The 18,358-nt window shown below is 73.6% G+C and carries 13 protein-coding genes; 3 read left to right on the forward strand and 10 right to left on the reverse strand.

What is annotated here, in order from left to right:
* Positions 1-186: 186 nt before the first annotated feature.
* The 4 genes from typA to ACFW1I_RS26995 all read right to left on the reverse strand — a co-directional run bounded on the left by typA (position 187) and on the right by ACFW1I_RS26995 (position 6,808).
* Positions 187-2,088 (reverse strand): translational GTPase TypA, encoded by a 1,902-nt coding sequence (gene typA, locus ACFW1I_RS26980; protein WP_384674686.1) that lies wholly within the window; start codon positions 2,086-2,088, stop codon positions 187-189.
* 275 nt (positions 2,089-2,363) lie between these two features.
* Positions 2,364-4,748 carry an ABC transporter family substrate-binding protein gene (locus ACFW1I_RS26985; protein WP_384674688.1) on the reverse strand — a complete coding sequence of 795 codons (2,385 nt, stop codon included), beginning with the start codon at positions 4,746-4,748 and terminating at the stop codon, positions 2,364-2,366.
* 156 nt (positions 4,749-4,904) lie between these two features.
* Positions 4,905-5,678, reverse strand: a complete 774-nt coding sequence (locus tag ACFW1I_RS26990; protein WP_384674690.1) for a transglutaminase domain-containing protein — start codon at positions 5,676-5,678, stop codon at positions 4,905-4,907.
* A gap of 101 nt (positions 5,679-5,779) precedes the next feature.
* Positions 5,780-6,808, reverse strand: coding sequence for a hypothetical protein (locus ACFW1I_RS26995; protein ID WP_384674692.1), 1,029 nt, complete (start codon positions 6,806-6,808; stop codon positions 5,780-5,782).
* Positions 6,809-6,956: 148 nt separating this feature from the next.
* Between ACFW1I_RS26995 and ACFW1I_RS27000 the strand changes: the two genes are divergently transcribed.
* Complete coding sequence (locus ACFW1I_RS27000) at positions 6,957-9,044, forward strand: TPM domain-containing protein (RefSeq protein WP_384674693.1); 2,088 nt, start codon at positions 6,957-6,959, stop codon at positions 9,042-9,044.
* A 68-nt stretch (positions 9,045-9,112) separates the two neighbouring features.
* Positions 9,113-9,823, forward strand: coding sequence for a PspA/IM30 family protein (locus ACFW1I_RS27005; protein WP_384674695.1), 711 nt, complete (start codon positions 9,113-9,115; stop codon positions 9,821-9,823).
* A 20-nt stretch (positions 9,824-9,843) separates the two neighbouring features.
* On the opposite strand, the gene ACFW1I_RS27010 is transcribed toward ACFW1I_RS27005, so the two are convergent.
* From ACFW1I_RS27010 to ACFW1I_RS27035, 6 genes are all read right to left on the reverse strand, one after another.
* A complete protein-coding gene (locus ACFW1I_RS27010; protein ID WP_384674697.1) occupies positions 9,844-12,429 on the reverse strand; it encodes a SpoIIE family protein phosphatase in 2,586 nt (861 codons plus the stop codon).
* Positions 12,430-12,572: 143 nt separating this feature from the next.
* A complete protein-coding gene (locus ACFW1I_RS27015) occupies positions 12,573-12,995 on the reverse strand; it encodes an ATP-binding protein (protein WP_319012399.1) in 423 nt (140 codons plus the stop codon).
* Positions 12,996-13,155: 160 nt separating this feature from the next.
* Positions 13,156-13,602, reverse strand: coding sequence for a (deoxy)nucleoside triphosphate pyrophosphohydrolase (locus ACFW1I_RS27020; protein ID WP_384674699.1), 447 nt, complete (start codon positions 13,600-13,602; stop codon positions 13,156-13,158).
* Positions 13,603-13,624: 22 nt separating this feature from the next.
* The gene (locus tag ACFW1I_RS27025; RefSeq protein ID WP_107049320.1) at positions 13,625-13,801 is read right to left on the reverse strand and encodes an SPOR domain-containing protein; all 177 of its coding nucleotides are present in this window, start codon (positions 13,799-13,801) and stop codon (positions 13,625-13,627) included.
* A gap of 155 nt (positions 13,802-13,956) precedes the next feature.
* On the reverse strand, positions 13,957-15,708 hold the full coding sequence (locus ACFW1I_RS27030) for a purine-cytosine permease family protein (protein ID WP_384674702.1): 1,752 nt from the start codon (positions 15,706-15,708) through the stop codon (positions 13,957-13,959).
* Between the two features lie 151 nt (positions 15,709-15,859).
* Positions 15,860-16,612 (reverse strand): GntR family transcriptional regulator, encoded by a 753-nt coding sequence (locus tag ACFW1I_RS27035; RefSeq protein WP_384674704.1) that lies wholly within the window; start codon positions 16,610-16,612, stop codon positions 15,860-15,862.
* Positions 16,613-16,806: 194 nt separating this feature from the next.
* Here ACFW1I_RS27035 and ACFW1I_RS27040 point away from each other — a divergent pair, with 194 nt between their 5' ends.
* A complete protein-coding gene (locus ACFW1I_RS27040) occupies positions 16,807-18,159 on the forward strand; it encodes a glycoside hydrolase family 18 protein (RefSeq protein ID WP_384674706.1) in 1,353 nt (450 codons plus the stop codon).
* The last annotated feature ends 199 nt before the right edge of the window (positions 18,160-18,358 follow it).

Here is an 18,358-nt window from a genome sequence, read left to right on the forward strand (position 1 = left end):
ACCCGCTCCTGCGCTAATCACTCAACTTTCATTCGTTTGCCCACTCACACCCCCCCGTCCCCGACCTTATCAACCCCCCGTTGTTGGTGCCGCTCTTGACCGCCCCCCCCGCGCCCAGGCCCTTCGTGTGAGATGCGGCTCAGCCGATCCCGGGGTTCATCCGCCGGCCGCCGGGCCGACGGAGCCTCAGGCGTTCTTGGCGCGCGAGGCGGAGCGGCTGCGCTCCTTCTGGTCCAGGACGACCTTGCGGATGCGGACGGCCTCCGGGGTCACCTCGACGCACTCGTCGTCGCGGCAGAACTCCAGGGACTGCTCCAGGGAGAGCTTGCGCGGCGGGACGATCGCCTCGAACGAGTCGGCCGACGAGGACCGCATGTTCGTGAGCTTCTTCTCCTTGGTGATGTTCACGTCCATGTCGTCGGAGCGCGAGTTCTCGCCGACGATCATGCCCTCGTACACCTCGGTGCCGGGGTCGGTGAACAGGACGCCGCGCTCCTGGAGGTTGGTCATCGCGAAGGCGGTGACGGCACCCGCGCGGTCGGCGACCAGCGAACCGTTGTTACGGGTCTGGAGCTGGCCGAACCACGGCTCGTGGCCCTCGTGGATGGAGTGGGCGATGCCCGTGCCGCGGGTGTTGGTGAGGAACTCGGTACGGAAGCCGATCAGGCCGCGGGACGGCACGACGAACTCCATGCGGACCCAGCCGGAGCCGTGGTTCGACATGTTGTCCATGCGGCCCTTGCGGACGCCCATGAGCTGGGTGACGGCACCCATGTGCTCCTCGGGCACGTCGACCGTGAGGCGCTCGACGGGCTCGTGGATCTTGCCGTCGACCTCCTTGGTGACGACCTGGGGCTTGCCGATGGTGAGCTCGAAGCCCTCGCGGCGCATCTGCTCGACCAGGATGGCGAGCGCGAGCTCACCGCGGCCCTGGACCTCCCAGGCGTCCGGGCGCTCGGTGTCGAGGACGCGGAGCGAGACGTTGCCGATGAGCTCGCGGTCCAGGCGGTCCTTCACCTGGCGGGCGGTGACCTTGCGGTCCTTGACCGCGGACTTGGCGTCCGCGCCCTTGCCGGTGCCGCCGCGGCCGACGAGCGGCGAGGTGTTGGTGCCGATGGTCATGGAGATGGCCGGCTGGTCGACCGTGATCAGCGGGAGCGCGATCGGGTTCTCCGGGTCGGCCAGGGTCTCGCCGATCATGATGTCCGGGATGCCGGCGACGGCGCAGATGTCACCGGGGCCGGCGACCTCGGCCGGCTTGCGGGTGAGCGCCTCGGTCATCATCAGCTCGGTGATGCGGACGTTCTGGATGGTGCCGTCGCGCTTGATCCACGCGACCGTCTGGCCCTTGCGCAGCTCGCCCTGCTCGACGCGGAGCAGCGCGATGCGGCCGAGGAAGTTGTCGGCGTCCAGGTTGGTGACGTGGGCCTGGAGGGGGGCCTCCTCGTCGTACGACGGGGCCGGGACGTGCTCCAGGATCGTGGAGAAGAACGGCTCCAGGTTCTCGGAGTCCTGCGGGACCGTGCCGTCCTCCGGCTTGGTCAGCGAGGCGATGCCGTCGCGGCCGCAGGCGTAGACGATCGGGAACTCGATCTGGTCCTCGTCGGCGTCCAGGTCCAGGAAGAGGTCGTAGGTCTCGTTGACGACCTCGTCGATCCGGGAGTCCGGGCGGTCCGTCTTGTTGATGCAGAGGATGACCGGCTTGCGCTGCTGGAGGGCCTTGCGCAGCACGAAGCGGGTCTGCGGGAGCGGACCCTCGGAGGCGTCCACCAGGAGGACGACGGCGTCGACCATCGACAGACCGCGCTCGACCTCGCCACCGAAGTCGGCGTGGCCGGGGGTGTCGATGATGTTGATCGTGATCGGGGCCCCGCCGTCCTTGGGGTGGTACTTCACCGCCGTGTTCTTGGCGAGGATCGTGATGCCCTTCTCACGCTCCAGGTCGTTCGAGTCCATCATGCGGTCGTCGAGCTGCTGGTGGGCGGCGAAGGCACCGGCCTGCTTGAGCATGGCGTCGACGATGGTCGTCTTGCCGTGGTCGACGTGGGCGACGATGGCGACGTTACGGATGTCGTGGCGCGTGGGCATGGGTGGCTTGCGCTTCTCTCGGATCGTGGGAATCGGCGTCAGTTCCTCTTACGCCCGCCGGGCGGACGCGCCACGGCTATGTCCTATGGTACGGGGCTGCCGTGCAAGGGGCTTCCCCGGATCGATCCGAGAGGGTCTACTGGGACGTTTCAGGGTGGGTCACAGGGTGTGGGGAAAGTCATGCGGTCCGGGTCAAGGGGCCGACGCGATCCTGCCCGCCGGGGTCACCGGCGGGCAAGGAACTTGAGCTGGTTCTGAGGTTGTGACCTGTGGTTTCAGCCGTTCGACGGGCTACCCTTGGTCGTTTCGCTCTTCTTGAAACCGATGTCCTGGTACTGGGGGGCGGCGAAGCCCCAGGCACCGGCGTTCACCACGTCGTTCCTGGCGGCCACCAGCTGGGGGCGCTGGTAGAGCGGGATGGAACCGGCCGCGGCCCAGATCCGGGCGTCGGCCTGGCGGATCAGGTCGCCCGCCTCCTCCTCGTCGAGGGTGCCGGCCGCCTGGTCGAAGAGCTGGTCGATCCGGTCCGTGCCGACCCGCGAGTAGTTCTGCTCGACCAGCAGGGAGCCGTCCGAGGCGGGCTCGGGCTTGGCGAAGATCGGCCGGGCGTCGGTCGCCGGGTAGGCGGAGGCGGGCCAGGAGTAGAGGGCCAGGTCGTAGTCGCCGGAGGCGATGTGGTCCTTGAAGAAGCTCTCGTCCGAGACCTTGGTGATCTCGGTGCGGATCCCGACCGCGTCGAGCATCCGGACGATCCGGTCGCCGACCGCCCGCAGCGTCTCCGAGCCGGGGCCCGAGGGCAGGACGAAGCGGAGGCTGAGGGCCTTGCCGTCCTTGCCGAGGGCCTGGGAGGCGGCGGGGACGGCGGCCGGGGCGGCGCTGCCCATGGGGGCGTAGGCGCCCGCGACGCCCTTGTCGGGCTTGCCGTTGCCGGGCTGGACGGCGGCGCGGGCGCCGGTGTCCAGGGCCTCGGCGCGGGCCAGGAGGGCGGCGCTCTGCCGGGCGGCGGCCGGGGCGGGGGCGAGGACGCGGGTGCTCTCGGGGCCGCCGGGGCCGATCCGGGGGGCGGCGGGGAGCTCGCCGGGCTTGTCGTCGCCGACGATGTAGAGGCCGTCGTCGGAGGCGGTGTCGCCGCTCTCCGCCTTCTTCTTGGCGTCGGTCTCCCGCTCCCCGGCCTCCTTCCCGGCCTTCTTCTCCGTCTTCTCCGCCTCGGAGCCCGCCTCGGTGCCGGCCGGCTTCTTCCGGGCGCCGCCGGGGACCCAGCCGGCGTCGGCGAGGAGCGCGCGGGCCTCCTTGGTGTCCTGGTCGCCGAGGGCGTCGCTGCTGTCGGCGTAGGCGGCCTGGCCGGCCAGGGCGAGGTGGCTGCCGGGCGGGTCGGCGGGGAGGCCGAGCGGCTTGAGCACGGATTCGGCCAGTTCCCGGCGGTCGATGGCGCGGGCGACCGCGCGGCGGACCCGCTCGTCGGCGAGCGGCCCGGACTCGCCGTTGAGGGAGAGCTGGGTGTAGGCGGGCTCCAGGGACTTGCGGACGACGTAGCCGGCGAGGGTGTCCTGGGCCTTGGCGTAGCGGGCCACCGCGGCCTTGTTCTCGGCGCGGGCGGCCCTGACCTCCTCGGCCAGCTCCTCGTCCGCGCCGTGGGCGAGCGCCCAGGAGGCGAGGGCCTTGCCGGGGGTGATCGCGGAGCCGGGGCCGTGCAGCCGGGCGGCCTGGGCGCCGCTGCGGCCGGCGTCGGCGTCCTTGAGCGCGAGGGCGATCCGCTCGGCGGTGGCCCGGTCGATCTCGGCCAGGTCGAGCTTCCCGGCGGCCAGGGCGGCCTCGCGGCCGGCGCGCGGGACGGCCCGCAGGACCAGGCTGTCGAGCTTGGCGGGCTGCCCCCACCAGCGGGGGTTGCGGGCGAGGGTGAGGTCGCCGGTCTTCCGGTCCACCTTGCTCAGCAGGAACGGTCCTGCGGTGGCCTTGAGGGTGGTGCGCGCCCCGTCGTTGAAGGAGTTCGGGGAGCCCATCACCTGCTTGGGGTAGAGGGGGGTGAAGAGGGAGCGCCAGTCGGCGTAGGGCTTGGCGAAGGTGACCCGCACCTCCAGGTCGTTCTTGCCCTTCTCGATCTTCTCGATCCGCTCGTAGCCGGCGTTCCTGGCCGTCCAGTAGGCGGTGTCGCGGCCGCTCAGGGCGCGCCACTGGGCGACGAAGTCGGCGGCGCCGATCTCGCGCCCGTCGCTCCAGACGGCCTGCTGGTTGAGCTTGTAGAGGACGACCTGGCGGGGCTCGGTCTCGACGACCTCGGCGGTCTCCAGGTAGTCGGGGTTGAGCCGGGGCCGGCCGCGCTCGTCCAGGGTGTGCAGGGCCGGCAGGACGGCGCCGGCGACGCGGCCGGTGGTGGCGTCGGCGTCGGCCTGGAAGGCGTTGAAGGTGGCCGGCAGGGCGTCCACCGCCCAGCGCAGGGTGCCGCCGTCGTCGACCATGGCGCGCGCGGTGGGCGCGTTGTCCTGGGCGGCGGCCGGGGCGGCGTCGGCGTCCTCGTCGGAGCTGCAGCCGGCGAGGACGGTGACGGCGAGGACCGCGCTGGTGAGGGTGGCGACGGAGCGGAGGGTCCGGGAGCGGGAACTCATGGACTGACCGGCCGGACCGGCCCATGTCCTCCCCTGGGGGGCGCCGACCTGGGACATGACTTTTACCCCTTCGTCCGTTTTCATGCCATTTGGAGATGATCAGACCTATTGGTCATCCCACTGAACGGCACCCGGCGGACGCGTCCCCGCCGACACGGCGAGGGGCCCGGCAAACCCACTCGTGCGGCCCAACGGGCCGCCGCGGGACCGGCCTTACGCGGCCCCCGCGCCCCAGCGCCCGAGGACCGGCTCGGCCAGCGCGCGGGCCGGCACGCAGAGGGTCTGCCCGTGCCGGGCGAACAGCTCGTCGCGGGAGCCGAAGCGGCCCAGGTCGGTCCGGAGGTGGGCGGAGAGGTCGCAGGCGCCCGAGGCCCCGTCGCAGGCCGCCGGGGCGTCCCAGTCGACCCCGGTGCGGGCCACGGCCTCGAAGAGGGTCTCGGCGCCGGTGTTGGCGAAACCGCCCTCCCCCGACGGGCCGGCGGGACGGTCGAAGAGGTCGGCGATCGGCACCCACGCGCCGTCCAGCCGGAACTCCGGCCAGGCGAGCAGCACCTCGGCCGGGACGAAGGGCCGCAGCCGCGGGAAGCGCGGGTACCAGAAGGAGCCGTCCACCAGCAGCCCGCGCACGCGCGTGGCGGTGCCCAGCGACCGGGCGACGGCCTCCAGGACCGCCATCCGCTGGCTGCACGAGCCGCGGCCGAGCCGCAGGGTGCGGGAGACCCGGCGCCGGTCCTCCACCGAGTAGACGGGCCGCACCTCGGCCACCAGCAGCCGGTGCGCCGTCCGGAGGCGCTCCCGGTCGGTGCGGTCGCCCCGGACCGCGGCCTCCTCCCGTACGCGCGCGGTGAAGGCGGCGGTCAGCGGGTGCCCCAGGTCCAGGATCGCGGTCGGCCGGGTCGAGCCCGGGGTCGGGTCGGCGGCGGGCTCCACGGCGGCGGGGCCGGCGGCCCCGCGGCTCCGGACGGGCATCAGCAGTCGGCTGGTCATGACGGTGCTCCCCCTCGGTCGGCGGTCGTGCGCCGCCGCCATCCTCCTCCCCCGCCGCACGCGCGCGTACGAGGGGTCCCCCGCGCGCGTGCAGCGGCCCGTCAGCCGGTGCGGAGCCAGCCGGCGCGGTAGGCGGCCCAGTCGCCGGGCTCCTCCGCGAAGTCCACGTACAGGGCCACGCCGAACCGCTCGCGGCCCGGGTCGGTGCGGCCGAGGCCGAGGCGGACGCCCCGGACGCCGGCGGCGACGGTCTCCGCGTCCTCGTGGTGGCCCATGTCGTCCTCGTGGAAGAAGGGCAGCCCCATGAGCAGGTCGGTGCTCTCGGGGGTGACCTCCAGGGCGAGCGCCGTCTGCTGGGCGACGTACCCGCCGTACAGGCTCTCCAGCGGCATCCAGGTGTCGTACGACATCACGGCGATCTGGTCGACCCGCCGGGCCACCTCGCCGAAGTACTCCTGCGACCACCACTTGCCCTGGTCCGAGAAGAGGCCGAGGGCGGAGTGGGCGCCGGGCAGCGGGTCGATCTGGTGGGCGGCGACGGAGAGCAGCGCCTTCCGCTCCCGGGTCAGCCGCCCCAGGTCGTCGAGGAGGACGAGGTAGTCGGCGTCGCCGGACTGGAGGGGCTCCAGGTCGAAGTGGACGCCGTCGAAGCCCGCGTCGAGGACCTGGCGGGCGGAGGCCGTGACGGCCTTCCGGGAGGCGGCGTCCGTGAGCCGCAGGCCGGTCGGCCCGTCGTTGGCGAGGACGTCTCCGAGCCACGCCTGGACCCGTACGCCGGGCAGTTCGCGGTGGACGCCGTCGGTCAGCCACCGCGCGCGCGGGTGCCGGGCGGCGGGCAGGGTGCCGTCGTGTTCGAGCGGGCCCGCGTGCACGTACAGGTCCTTGATCCCGGTGCCCTTCAGCCGCGCGGCGAGCGCCTTCAGGTCGGCGTCCTTCTTCCGGCCGTCCACCCACGCGTGCCCGATCCAGTACGCGTCCCGGCCGCGCGTGCGGGCGTCGTCGCGCAGGTCCCCCGCGTAACTCACGCGCAGGGCGAGCGCGCCGAAGAGCGGCGGCACCACGAGCAGCAGCACCAGCCCCAGAGCCCACCAGCGCCCCTTGCGCCACACCCGCTTCAGCCGTCCGTCCATCCGTGCCCCCAGAGCGTCATGGGCCTCCCCGCCCGTCGGAGACCATCGTGAAGATCGGCACTGACACGGACGTACGAACGCGGCGGTCGGTTTCCGGCGGCCGTCCGTCCGGTCGCGGGGCCCCACACCCGTACATAACCTCCCTTCTGTGACCCGAACAGCCACCCGAGTCCTGCTCGCGGTGCTGGTGGCGGCGTGGTGGCTGGTCGTGCCCGCCGCGGCCGGCGCCCGCGCCGACGACCCCGTCGTCCTCCCCTCCGACGGGCAGATCCTCGACCGGGTCGGCGCCCTCCGCGACCGGCGCCCCGAGGTCGCCGAGGCCCTCGACCGGCTCTACGACGACCGCCGGATCCAGCTCTTCGTGGCCTACGTACGGGACTTCTCCGGCCGCTCCGGGCAGGACTGGGCCGACGCCACCGCCGAGCTGAGCGGGCTCGGCCGCGACGACGTGCTGCTCGCCGTCGCCACCCACGACCGGCGGTACGGCTACTCCGCCGCCCCCGACTCCCGCCTCACCCAGGCACAGCTCGACGACGTGGCCACGACCGCGATCGAACCCGCGCTCCGGCAGAACGACTGGGCCGGTGCGGCGATCGGCGCGGCCGACGGGTACGCCGCCGTCCTCGCCGGCCGGCCCGTCCCCGTCCCCTCGATCACCCCCGGCCCCGCCGACCCGGGCGGCTCCGGCGAGAGCTCCGGCACCGACCTGATCCTCCCGATCGCCCTCGTCGGCGGCGCCGGGGCGGTCGCGGCGTACGCGTACACCCGCCGGCGCCGGCGGACCGCCACCCGCACCACGCCCGGCGGCGGCCAGGGCTGGGGCCGGCCCGCGCGGCCCCCGGAGCCCTCCCTGGACGAGCTGGACGGGCAGGCCCGCCGGGCGCTGGTCGCCACCGACGACGCCGTCCGCACCAGCCAGGAGGAACTGGGCTTCGCCACAGCCCAGTTCGGCGAGGAGGCCACCCGCCCCTTCGAGGAGGCGACACGCTTCGCCGAGGAGCAGCTGACCGCCTCCTTCCGGCTGCGGCAGCAGCTCGACGACTCCTTCCCCGAGGACGAGGCCACCCGGCGCTCGATGCTGGAGGAGATCCTGCGCCGCTGCGCCGAGGCGGACGCCCGGCTCGACGCGGAGACCGAGGACTTCGACCGGCTGCGGGCCCTGGAGCGGACCGCGCCCGAGGCGCTGGCCGCGGTGGAGACCGCCTTCCGCGAGCGCACCGGCCGGGTCTCCGGCGCCGAGGCCGCGCTGGCCGCGATGCGCGAGCGGTACACCGAGACCGCGGTCTCGCCGGTCGCCGGCGACGTCGAGCAGGCCAAGGACCGCCTCGTCTTCGCCACCGCCCACATCGACCAGGCCCGGCAGGCCGTCGACGGCGGCGACACCGGCTCGGCGGCCGTCCACGTGCGGGCCGCCGAGGGCGCGGTCGACCAGGCGGCCCGGCTGATCGAGGCGGTGGACCGGCGGGCGCAGGACCTGGCCGAGGCCGAGGGACGGCTGCCGGGCCTGCTCACCGAGACCGACGCCGACCTGGCGGAGGCCCGGGGCCTCCTCGAAGGAACCGCGGAGGGCGCCTCGACGGGCGATCTGCGGGGCCGGATCGCCCGCGCCGAAGCGGTGGCGGCGGAGGTCCGGCGGGCGGTGGAGGCGGGGCGGTACGACCCGCTGGACGCGCTGCGGCGGATCGAGGAGGCGGACACGGCGCTCGACGCGGCGCTGGCCGGCGCGCGGGAGCGCGAGTCCGGCGACGCGCGCGCCCGCGCACTCCTGGAGCAGGCGCTGCTGACGGCCCGTTCGGAGCTGGGGGCGGCCGCGGACTACGTGCAGACCCATCGGGGCGCGGTGGGCAGCGAGGCCAGGACCCGGCTGGCGGAGGCCCAGCGGCGCCTGGAGGAGGCGCGGGCACTGGCCGCGGACGAGCCGCAGGCGGCGCTGGAGCAGGCCCGGCAGGCGGACGCGCTGGCCCGGCGCGCGCAGGAGCTCGCCGAGCAGGACGTGCGCCGGTACGGGAACCCGAACGGGCTGGGCGGTGTAACAGGAGTGGGAGGGAGCGGGGGCGGCGGGCTCGGCGGGGCCGTGCTCGGCGGCATCATCCTCGGCGGGCTGTTCGGCGGGGGTTCCGGAAGGGGAGGGGGCGGACGCGGTGGCGGCTTCGGGGGCGGAGGTTTCGGCGGCGGGCCGGGCAGCTTCGGCGGCAGCGGCACACGCGGCCGGAGGGGCGGCGGCGGCCGCTTCTGATGTCCACGTCCACACGAGCTTCCCCGTCCACACGCCCCCGTCCCGTACGACTCTGCAAGGAGCAGCGCATGAGCAAGCAGACCATCCTCGGCCGTGTCACCCAGCTGGCGAAGGCGAACATCAACGCCCTGCTCGACCAGGCGGAGGACCCGCAGAAGATGCTGGACCAGCTGATCCGCGACTACTCGGGCAACATCACGGAGGCCGAGGAGGCGGTGGCGGCGACCATCGGCAATCTGCGGCTGATGGAGCAGGACCACGCGGAGGACGTGGCGGCGGCCGCCGAGTGGGGCGGGAAGGCGCTGGCGGCCAGCCGGAAGGCGGACGAGCTGCGGACCGGCGGGCAGACGGCGGAGGCGGACCGCTTCGACAACCTCGCCAAGATCGCGCTGGGCCGCCAGCTCCAGTCGGAGAAGGAGGCGAGGACGGCCGAGCCGACGATCGCCGCGCAGACCGAGGTCGTACGGAAGCTGACCTCGGGTCTCGACCGGATGAAGGCGAAGCTGACCGAGCTCCAGGCCAAGCGGGACGAGCTGGTGGCCCGGGCGAAGTCGGCGCAGGCCCAGAACACGATGATGGACGCGGTGAAGAACGTCGACGTGCTGGACCCGACGAGCGAGCTGAGCCGCTTCGAGGACAAGGTGCGCCGGGAGGAGGCGCGGGCCCTCGGCAAGCAGGAGCTCGCCGCGTCCTCGCTGGACGCCCAGTTCGAGCAGCTGGACGCGCTCGGGGACGAGGCGGAGATCGCCGCCCGGCTGGCCGCGCTCAAGGCGGCCTGAGCCGCGCCCCGCGGCGCCGCTCAGAACATGCTGAGGAGCTGGTCCACGGTGGGTTCCGCCGTGGGCCCGCCGCCCGGGAGGGCCAGCTCGAACCAGACCGTCTTGCCGCGCGGGGTGCGGCGCGAGCCCCAGGAGGCGGAGAGCAGCCCGACCAGCTGGAGGCCGCGGCCGCCCTCGTCGGTGTCCTTGGCGCGGCGGCGGCGCGGCTGGACCAGGCCGGCGTCCCAGACCTCGCAGACCAGGGTGCGGTCGCGCAGCAGCCGGAGCCGTATCTCGCCCTCGCCGTACCGCAGCGCGTTGGTGACGAGTTCGCTGACGAGGAGTTCGACGGTGTCGACGAGCGCGTCGAGCCCCCAGGCGGTGAGCTGGGTGCGGGCCAGCTCGCGGGCGCGGCCGACGGAGCGGGGCTCCCGGGGCAGCCGCCAGTCCCCCACGGCCTCGGCGGGCAGTCCCTGGATACGGGCCATCAGGAGGGCGATGTCGTCCTCGCCGTGGCCGGTGTCGAGGGTGCCGAGGACCCGGTCGCAGACGTCCTCCAGGGGTCGGGCCCGGTCGGCGAGGGCCCGCTTGAAGGCGCTGAGTCCCTCGTCGAGGGGGTGGTCGCGGGATTCGACGAGGCCGTCGGTGTAGAGGGCGAGGAGGGAGCCCTCGGGGAGTTCGACCTCGACCTCCTCGAAGGGTTCGCCGCCGACGCCCAGCGGCATCCCCGGGGGCACGTCGAGGAGGAGGGCGTCCTCGCCCGGTTCGACGAGGACGGGCGGGAGGTGGCCGGCGTTGGCGAAGGTGCAGCGCCGGGTCACCGGGTCGTAGACCGCGTAGACGCAGGTGGCGAGGTAGACCTCGGAGAGTTCGGGGCCGCGGTTCTTGTTCGCCCGGGACTGCTGGGCGCCGATGGGGGCGCCGAGGCCGCGGGCGATCTCGTCGAGGTGGGAGAGGACCTCGGCGGGTTCGAGGTCGAGCTGGGCCAGGGTGCGGACGGCGGTGCGCAGTTCGCCCATGGCGACGGCGGCGCGCAGGCCCCGGCCCATGACGTCGCCGATGACGAGGGCGGTGCGGTGGCCGGGGAGTTCGATGACGTCGAACCAGTCGCCGCCGACCTCGGTGGCGTCGGTGCCGGGGAGGTAGCGGCAGGCGATGTCGAGTCCGGCGGCCTCGGGGTCGCCGGGCGGGAGCAGGCTGCGCTGGAGGATGAGGGCCCGCTCGTGCTCGCGGCGGTAGAGGCGGGCGTTGTCGATGCAGACGGCGGCGCGGGCGGCGAGTTCCACGGCGAGCGCCCGGTCGCGGTCGCCGAAGGGTTCGCTGCCCTTGGTGCGGGAGAACTGCACGAGGCCGACGACGGTGTCGTGGGCGACCATCGGGACGGCCAGGGTGGAGTGGACGAGGTCGCCGTCGTCGCCCGGCACGGTCCGGACGCGGCCGGTGCGCAGCGCCCCGGCGGCGGGCGAGTTGAAGGGGTAGCGGTGGACGGCGCCGACCTCGATGGGGACGGACCCGTCGCCGTCGCCGGCCGGTCCGTGGCCCTCGTCGGTGCGCAGGGGGGTGTCGGAGACGGCGCTGGCGAAGGCGACCCGGCGCAGTTCGGCGCTGCCCGCGCCGTAGCCGACGTCGTGGGAGCTGCCCCAGCGGCCGGGCGGGGCCTCGTCGCCGGTGAGGAGTCCCTGGTAGAGGTCGACGGAGGCGAGGTCGCAGAAGCCGGGGACGGCCACGTCGAGGAGTTCCCGGGCGGTGGCCTCCAGGTCGAGGGAGTTCCCTATGCGGGCTCCGGCCTCGTTGAGCAGGGCGAGGTTGCGGCGGGCGCTGGCGGCCTCGCGGGCCGCGTTCTGCCGGCGGGTGACGTCGATGCCGAGCCCCGCGACGCCGACCGGGCGGCCGGAGCCGCTGTGCACCCGGTAGAGGTTGATGGACCAGTGGCGGCGGATCCGGGCGCCGGGGGCGGCGCCGGTGATCCGGAGGTCGGTGACGGCGTCGCCGGTCTCCAGGACGCGGCGGAGGGCGGCGGTCATCCGGTCGGCCTCGGGCTTGGCGAGGTAGTCGTGGACGCTCCGGCCGCGGTGGTCGTCGGCGTCGCCGCCGAAGACGGCGGCGAAGCGCTGGTTGGCGCGCTTGACGGTGAGGTCGGTGCCGAAGAGCAGGAAGCCGAAGGGCGATTGGCCGAAAATGGCCTGGGAGGCGGCGAGGTCGGTCTCGATCCGCCGCAGCGCCCGGACGTCGACCACGATGCAGAGCGCGGCCCGCTCGCCGGTCGCGGTCTCGCTCGGCATCACGTACATCTCGGCGATGCCGTGCGGCCGGTCCTGGTCGGGCGCGCCGGCGGGGCCGGGGATGCGGAAGGGGACGAGGCCGGTCCATTCGCGGCCGTCGAGGATCTCCTTGACCCGCTGGTGGCCGCGATCGCGCAGCTCGGCGGGCATGAACGCCTCGACGGGGTCCTTGCCGCGGGCCTCCTGGGCGGGGACCCCGAAGAGGTCGGCGGCCCGGCTGCTCCACTGGTCGACGCGCCCGTCGGGCCCGAGGGAGAAGGAGGCGACCCGGATGTAGTCGTAGATCGAACCGGGCGGGCTGCTCTGCCACACGACGCCGCCCGTCGTCCTGGATATCTCGCTCACGCGACCGTCCCCTCCAGCTCACCGCACCGGACCGGCCATGCCCGCAGTATTCAGCACCGGGGCTCCGGCGGCACGACGTCCACGATCACAGGCTGGTCTCGGTCGGCTCGTGACCCGCTCCGGTGATCGTCGTCCCTCTCTCTTTACTCACCAGGGAGAGCCAGCTCGAACCATACGGTTTTCCCGGTGGCGCCCTGCCGGGTCCCCCAGCGGCGTGCGGAACAGGCCACGAGACCGAGCCCGCGGCCCCCCTCGTCGTCGGGTCCCGCGGGCCGCTCGGTGGGCGGATCCGGAAGCGGATCGGAGACCTCCACGAGGAGCGCGGAGTGCCGGGGCGGGTCGGTGGCGGCGCCTTCGGCCCGCAGGATCCGCACCCCGATGGGGCCGGAGGCGTACCGCAGCGAGTTGGTGACCAGCTCGCTGACCAGCAGGACGGCCACGTCCCCCACGGCCGCGTCGACCTCCCAGGAGCGGAGCGTCTCGCGGACGGCGTGGCGGGCGGTGCGCACGGCGTCGGCCTCCGCCGGGAAGTTCCACTCGGCGCGGACGCCGTCGGTGTCGATCACACGCGATCACTTCCCCAACCGTGGTTCTGCAGGAAGAGGATCACCCTCTCCCGAGGGACCAATGGGGACATACCCGGAATTCAGGGCGAAATATCCCTCCGGGGGCGGTCGCGGGCGCACGGTGGCACGAACGGCGTAGGGAGGGCGCCGTGCGCCCGGCCTAGGGGCGCGCGCCGGGAAGTCTGAGCGCCGCTTCCGCGACCGCGGGGCGGTCCTGGTCGAGCCAGTCCACGGTGTCCAGTTCGTGGCGGGCGAGCCAGCGGAGCTCGTCGTGGTCCTCCAGCGGGCGGGGCTCGCCGGAGCGGAGGCGGGCGGTCCACACCCGCAGGACGTAGCCGGGCTTGAGGGGCCATTCGCCGGGGATCCGCTCGCCGGGCTCGGCCTCGACGCCCAGCTCCTCGCGCAGTTCGCGGACGAGGGCGTCCTCCGGGCGCTCGCCGGGCTCGACCTTGCCGCCGGGCAGTTCCCAGCGTCCGGCGAGGTCGGCGGGGGCGCTGCGGCGGGCGGCGAGCAGCCGGCCGCGGTCGAGGAGGGCGGCCGCGACGACGACCACGGCACCGGCCCCGTGGTCGGGTCCGGCGCCGTGGTGGGTGGTGCTTTCGGTCATGCCCGCGAGGGTAGCCGGGGCATCAGCCGGCGGGGGCCGCGCGCTCGACCCAGTAGAGCTGCTTGTGGCCGCGGGCGTCGAGCGTGTCCGCGATCTTCTGGGCCTCGTCCTGGGTCGCGTACCGCCCCACCCGGTAGCGGTTGCCGTTGTCGTCCTGCCGTATGACGAGCCACGGTTGGACGGCGCCGCTGTCGGTCATCAGGCTTCTCCCTCCGCCGGGCCAGACGTCACCAAGGATCTCCGGGAAACCTCGATCCGCATATGCCCGAGCTTACGCCTGACCTTCACACAGCGGATACGGGTTTTCACCAAGAGATACGGATCGGCCGGGAACCGACGGAAGGCGGCCGAAGGTCACATGCCGGGCACCGCCCCGGGGACGGTGGGCACCGGCATGAGCACGGGTCCGGCGGCGCGGGCGGGACCCTTGCGGCAGGCGTCGCCGCAGTCGGCGTCGAGGGAGCAGCAGAGGGAGCAGACCGGGCCGGAGCGGACCGGGCAGTCGGCGATGTCGGGCAGCTCGTAGGCGGTCTCGCACTCGGCGCAGGTGTGGGTGGCCCGCTCGTCGGCGACGTCGGCTCCCGGACCGTTCACCGGGTTGGGGCGCGCCAGGTAGTAGCGCCCCTTCGTCGCCCAGGCGATCAGCGGGCACAGGACCAGGGCGAGGCCGGCGGCGATGAAGGTGGAGAAGGCCTCCGCGTAGCGGCCGAAGAGGCCGAAGAAGGCGAGGATCGAGACGACGGAGGCGATGGCCATGGCACCGAAGCCGGCCGGGTTGACCGCGTACAGATAGGCCCGCTTGAACTCGATGTACGGCGGGCTCCAGCCGGCCCGCTTGTTGATGACGAGGTCGGCGGCGACGGCGGCGATCCAGGCGATGCCGACGTTGGAGTAGAAGCCGAGCAGCTTGCCCAGGGCGGCGAACATGTCCATCTCCATCAGCGTCAGCGCGATGGCGAGGTTGAGGAAGATGTACCAGACCCGGCCGGGGTGCCGGTGGGTCGTCCGGGAGAAGAAGTTCGACCAGGACAGCGAGCCGCTGTACGCGTTGGTGACGTTGATCTTGATCTGGGAGACGATCACGAAGAGCGCGGCGGCGGGCAGCGCGAGGCCGCCGAGCCAGGGCTTCAGCGCCTCGATCTGCGGGGCGATCGGCTCCAGGGCGTGGGTCTTGCCGACCGCCTCCAGCGCGACGAAGGCGAGGAAGGCGCCGCCGATCTGCTTGGCGGCGCCGATGATCACCCAGCCGGGGCCCGCGGCGAGCACGGCGAGGTTCCAGCGGCGCCGGTTCGCCTCGGTCTTCGCCGGCATGAAGCGCAGGTAGTCGGCCTGCTCCCCGATCTGGGCGATGAGCGAGAGCGCCACGCCGGTGCCGAGTCCGAAGCCGATCCAGGAGAAGCCGGAGCCGGCGCCCTCGGTGCCGCCGAAGGAGGCGAAGGCACCCCAGGCGTCGGGGGCCTCGAAGGCGAGGACGACGAAGGGCAGGACCAGGCCGACGAGCCAGATCGGCTGCGTCCACGCCTGCACCTTGGCGAGCGCGCCCATCCCGCGGAAGACGATCGGGATGACGATGAGGGTGGTGACGAGGTAGCCGATCTCCAGCGGCAGCCCCACGGCCTGGTGCATGGCCTGGGCCATGATCGAGCCTTCGAGGGCGAAGAAGATGAAGGTGAAGGAGGCGTAGATGAGCGAGGTGAGGGTGGAGCCGAAGTAGCCGAAGCCGGCGCCCCGGGTGATGAGGTCCATGTCGAGGCCGTAGGTCGCGCAGGCCCGGGCGATGGGGATGCCGGTGAGGAAGATGATCACGGCGGCGGTGAGGATCGAGGCGAGACCGCTGGTGAAGCCGTAGGCGAAGACGATCGAGGCGCCGATGGCGAAGTCGGCGAGATAGGCGATGCCGCCGAGCGCGGTGCCGGCGACGGTGCCGGGCGACCAGCGCCGGAAGGAGTGCGGGGCGTAGCGCAGCGAGTAGTCCTCGCGGCTCTCGTCCGCGGCGAGCTTCGCGTAGCTGCGGCGGGGCCCGGACGGCTCCGGCGGGAGGGTGGGCGCGCGCTCCGGGGCCGGCGGCTCCGGATCCGAGGTGGGCGTGGTGACGGTCTCCGCCATGAGGGCTCCTGTCGTCCGGCCGGGTCGCGGGTACGAGGCAGGAAGCTAGGAGTCGCTTGTGACGGGCCCTCACCGCCCGGCGTTGCCGGGCGGTAACACCCCCTGACGTGCCGTTAACTCGGGGTCACGGGGGCCGGACACGCCCCTCCGGTCAGCGGACCGGAAGGTGGTACGAGAGGCGGTAGCGGTCGGCGGGGACGACGATGTCGGCGGTCTCCACGGCGAGTCCGGAGGCGTAGAAGGTGCGCTCGACGACCATCACCACGTGGCCGGGCACGCCGCCGAGGACGAGCAGCTCCTCGGCGAGGCCGGGGCGGGCGCCGACCTCCTCCACCACGTTGTCCACCACGACGTCGATCGCGGCCATCCGCTCGACCACGCCGCAGCCGCCGAGCGGCCCCTCCTCGGGGAGCATCACGGGGGTGCGGCCGGTGACGGCGAGCGGCTCCCAGGAGGTGGCGACCATCATGGCCTCACCGCCGTCCCGGTAGACGTACCGCGTGCGCATCACGCGGTCCCCCGGCTCGATGCCCAGCCGCTCGGCGGTCTCCCGCCCGGCCACCTCCTGCTCGCTGTGCGCGTCCCAGGTGCCGCGCGCGCCCTCGGCGGCCTGCTCCTGCCGGAAGGGGGAGGCGCCGGAGGCGGGGCGGTAGCCGGAGCGGGCGACGCGGCGGGGCACCGGCCGCTCCCGCACGTACGTCCCCGAGCCGGAGCGGCCCTCGACCAGGCCCTCGGCCATGAGCACCTTGCGGGCCTCCAGCGCGACGGTGTCCGACACCCCGTACTCCTCGCGGATGCGTGCCTGCGAGGGAAGGCGGGTATGCGGGGGGAGCGAGCCGTTCGCGATCTTCTCCCGCAGATCGCTCGCCACGCGCAAATAGGCGGGCTGCTCACCGAACGTCACTGGACACTCCCCTCAGGTTGACAGACAGCTACAGCCTGGCAACCGACCGTGGCCATCCGCAAGCATGGGCCAGAGTTTCACTCGAAGTGATGAAGGTGAAGCATCGCCATCCCACCCCTTGACCCCAATGGTCTGGACCAATAACTTCCTGCTGCGCGCCCACGCTCCATCCCGCCTCGCACAGGAACGAGCCCATGCGTCCCAGAGTCCTGACCAAGCTCACCCTCGGCACGGCCGCGGCCGCCGCCCTCGGCCTCCTCGCCGGCCTGGCCCCCGCCGCCGACGCCCACCCCGACGCCCGCCCCGGCCCCCGGCCGCCCGCCGCCGAACACGCCCTCAAGCGGGTCGGCTACTTCACCCAATGGGGCATCTACGGGCGGAACTTCCAGGTCAAGGACCTGGACACCAGCGGCTCCGCGGCCAGGCTCAGCCACATCAACTACGCCTTCGGCATCGTCGACAAGGCCGGCAAGTGCGTCATCGGCCCGGTGCCCGGCTCCGACCCCTGGGCCGACTACATCCGCCCGGTCGACGCGGCCACCTCCGTGGACGGCACGGCCGACACCGCCGAGCAGCCGCTGGCCGGCAACTTCAACCAGCTGCGCGAGCTGAAGGCCAAGCACCCGAACCTGAAGGTCATGATCTCGCTGGGCGGCTGGAGCGGATCGGCGTACTTCTCCGACGCCGTGCGCACCCCCGCCTCCCGCAAGGCCCTGGTCTCCTCCTGCATCGACCTGTACATCAAGGGCGACCTCCCCCAGGACGGCGCGCGCGGCGGCGCCGGAGCGGCGGCCGGCCTCTTCGACGGCATCGACCTCGACTGGGAGTGGCCCGGCTCCGAGGGCAACCCGGGCAACGTCATCCGCCCCGAGGACAAGGTCAACTTCACCGCGCTGGTGCGGGAGTTCCGCACCCAGCTCGACGCCTACGGGCGCTCGCTCCCGCAGCGCAGGCACTACGAGCTCAGCGCGTACGTCCCCACCGCACCCGCCAAGATCGACGCGGGCTTCGAAGTCTCCAAGATCATGCGGGACTTCGACTTCGTGAACCTCCAGGGCTACGACTTCCACGTCTCCGGCGAGCAGACCACCGCCCAGCAGTCCGCACTCTTCGCCAAGAACGACTGGAGCGTCGAGGGGACCGTGAAGTCCTGGCTGCGGCGCGGCGCCCCGGCCCACAAGCTGGTGGTCGGCATGCCGTTCTACGGCCAGGGCTGGACCGGCGTGACGGGCGGCGGCGACGGCCTCGGCCAGCCCGCCGCGGGCCCCGCACCGGCGACCTGGGCGCCCGGCTCCGAGGACTACAAGAACCTCAAGAAGCTGGCGGAGTCGGGCACGTACACGCTCCACCGCGGCCACCGCGGCGGCCACGCCTGGCTCTTCGACGGCACCACCCTGTGGACCTACGACGACCCCGCCGTGCTGCGCACCAAGGCGAACTGGGTCCGCACCCACGGGCTCGCCGGCGCGATGGTCTGGTCGCTGGACGGCGACACCGCCGACGGCGAACTGATGGGCGCCATCGACCGCGGCCTCACCCGCCGCTGAACCACCCCCGCTCCCCCGGGACCGCCCGCCGGCGGCTCCCGCGGGGCCGCGGACCGGTCCGCCGGCGGCGGCCGGTCCGGGCGCCGGACGGGGGGTCGGCACGGCGCGGCGGCCCCCGGCCCGGCGGCGCCGCCCGGCGCCGGCCCCACAAAGTTTGAGAGGGCGGGCCCACCCCCCCCCCGGTGACTGAGAGAGCGCG

This window comes from Streptomyces sp. NPDC058955 (assembly GCF_042741435.1).
Classification (GTDB): domain Bacteria; phylum Actinomycetota; class Actinomycetes; order Streptomycetales; family Streptomycetaceae; genus Streptomyces.

Bases quoted from the DNA above. Each gene is read 5' to 3' on its own strand.
- ACFW1I_RS27030 (WP_384674702.1), bottom strand. From the start codon at position 15,708: ATGGCGGAGACCGTCACCACGCCCACCTCGGATCCGGAGCCGCCGGCC.
- ACFW1I_RS27005 (WP_384674695.1), top strand. From the start codon at position 9,113: ATGAGCAAGCAGACCATCCTCGGCCGTGTCACCCAGCTGGCGAAGGCG.
- ACFW1I_RS27025 (WP_107049320.1), bottom strand. From the start codon at position 13,801: ATGACCGACAGCGGCGCCGTCCAACCGTGGCTCGTCATACGGCAGGAC.
- ACFW1I_RS27040 (WP_384674706.1), top strand. From the start codon at position 16,807: ATGCGTCCCAGAGTCCTGACCAAGCTCACCCTCGGCACGGCCGCGGCC.
- ACFW1I_RS26995 (WP_384674692.1), bottom strand. From the start codon at position 6,808: ATGGACGGACGGCTGAAGCGGGTGTGGCGCAAGGGGCGCTGGTGGGCT.
- typA (WP_384674686.1), bottom strand. From the start codon at position 2,088: ATGCCCACGCGCCACGACATCCGTAACGTCGCCATCGTCGCCCACGTC.
- ACFW1I_RS26990 (WP_384674690.1), bottom strand. From the start codon at position 5,678: ATGACCAGCCGACTGCTGATGCCCGTCCGGAGCCGCGGGGCCGCCGGC.
- ACFW1I_RS27020 (WP_384674699.1), bottom strand. From the start codon at position 13,602: ATGACCGAAAGCACCACCCACCACGGCGCCGGACCCGACCACGGGGCC.
- ACFW1I_RS26985 (WP_384674688.1), bottom strand. From the start codon at position 4,748: ATGTCCCAGGTCGGCGCCCCCCAGGGGAGGACATGGGCCGGTCCGGCC.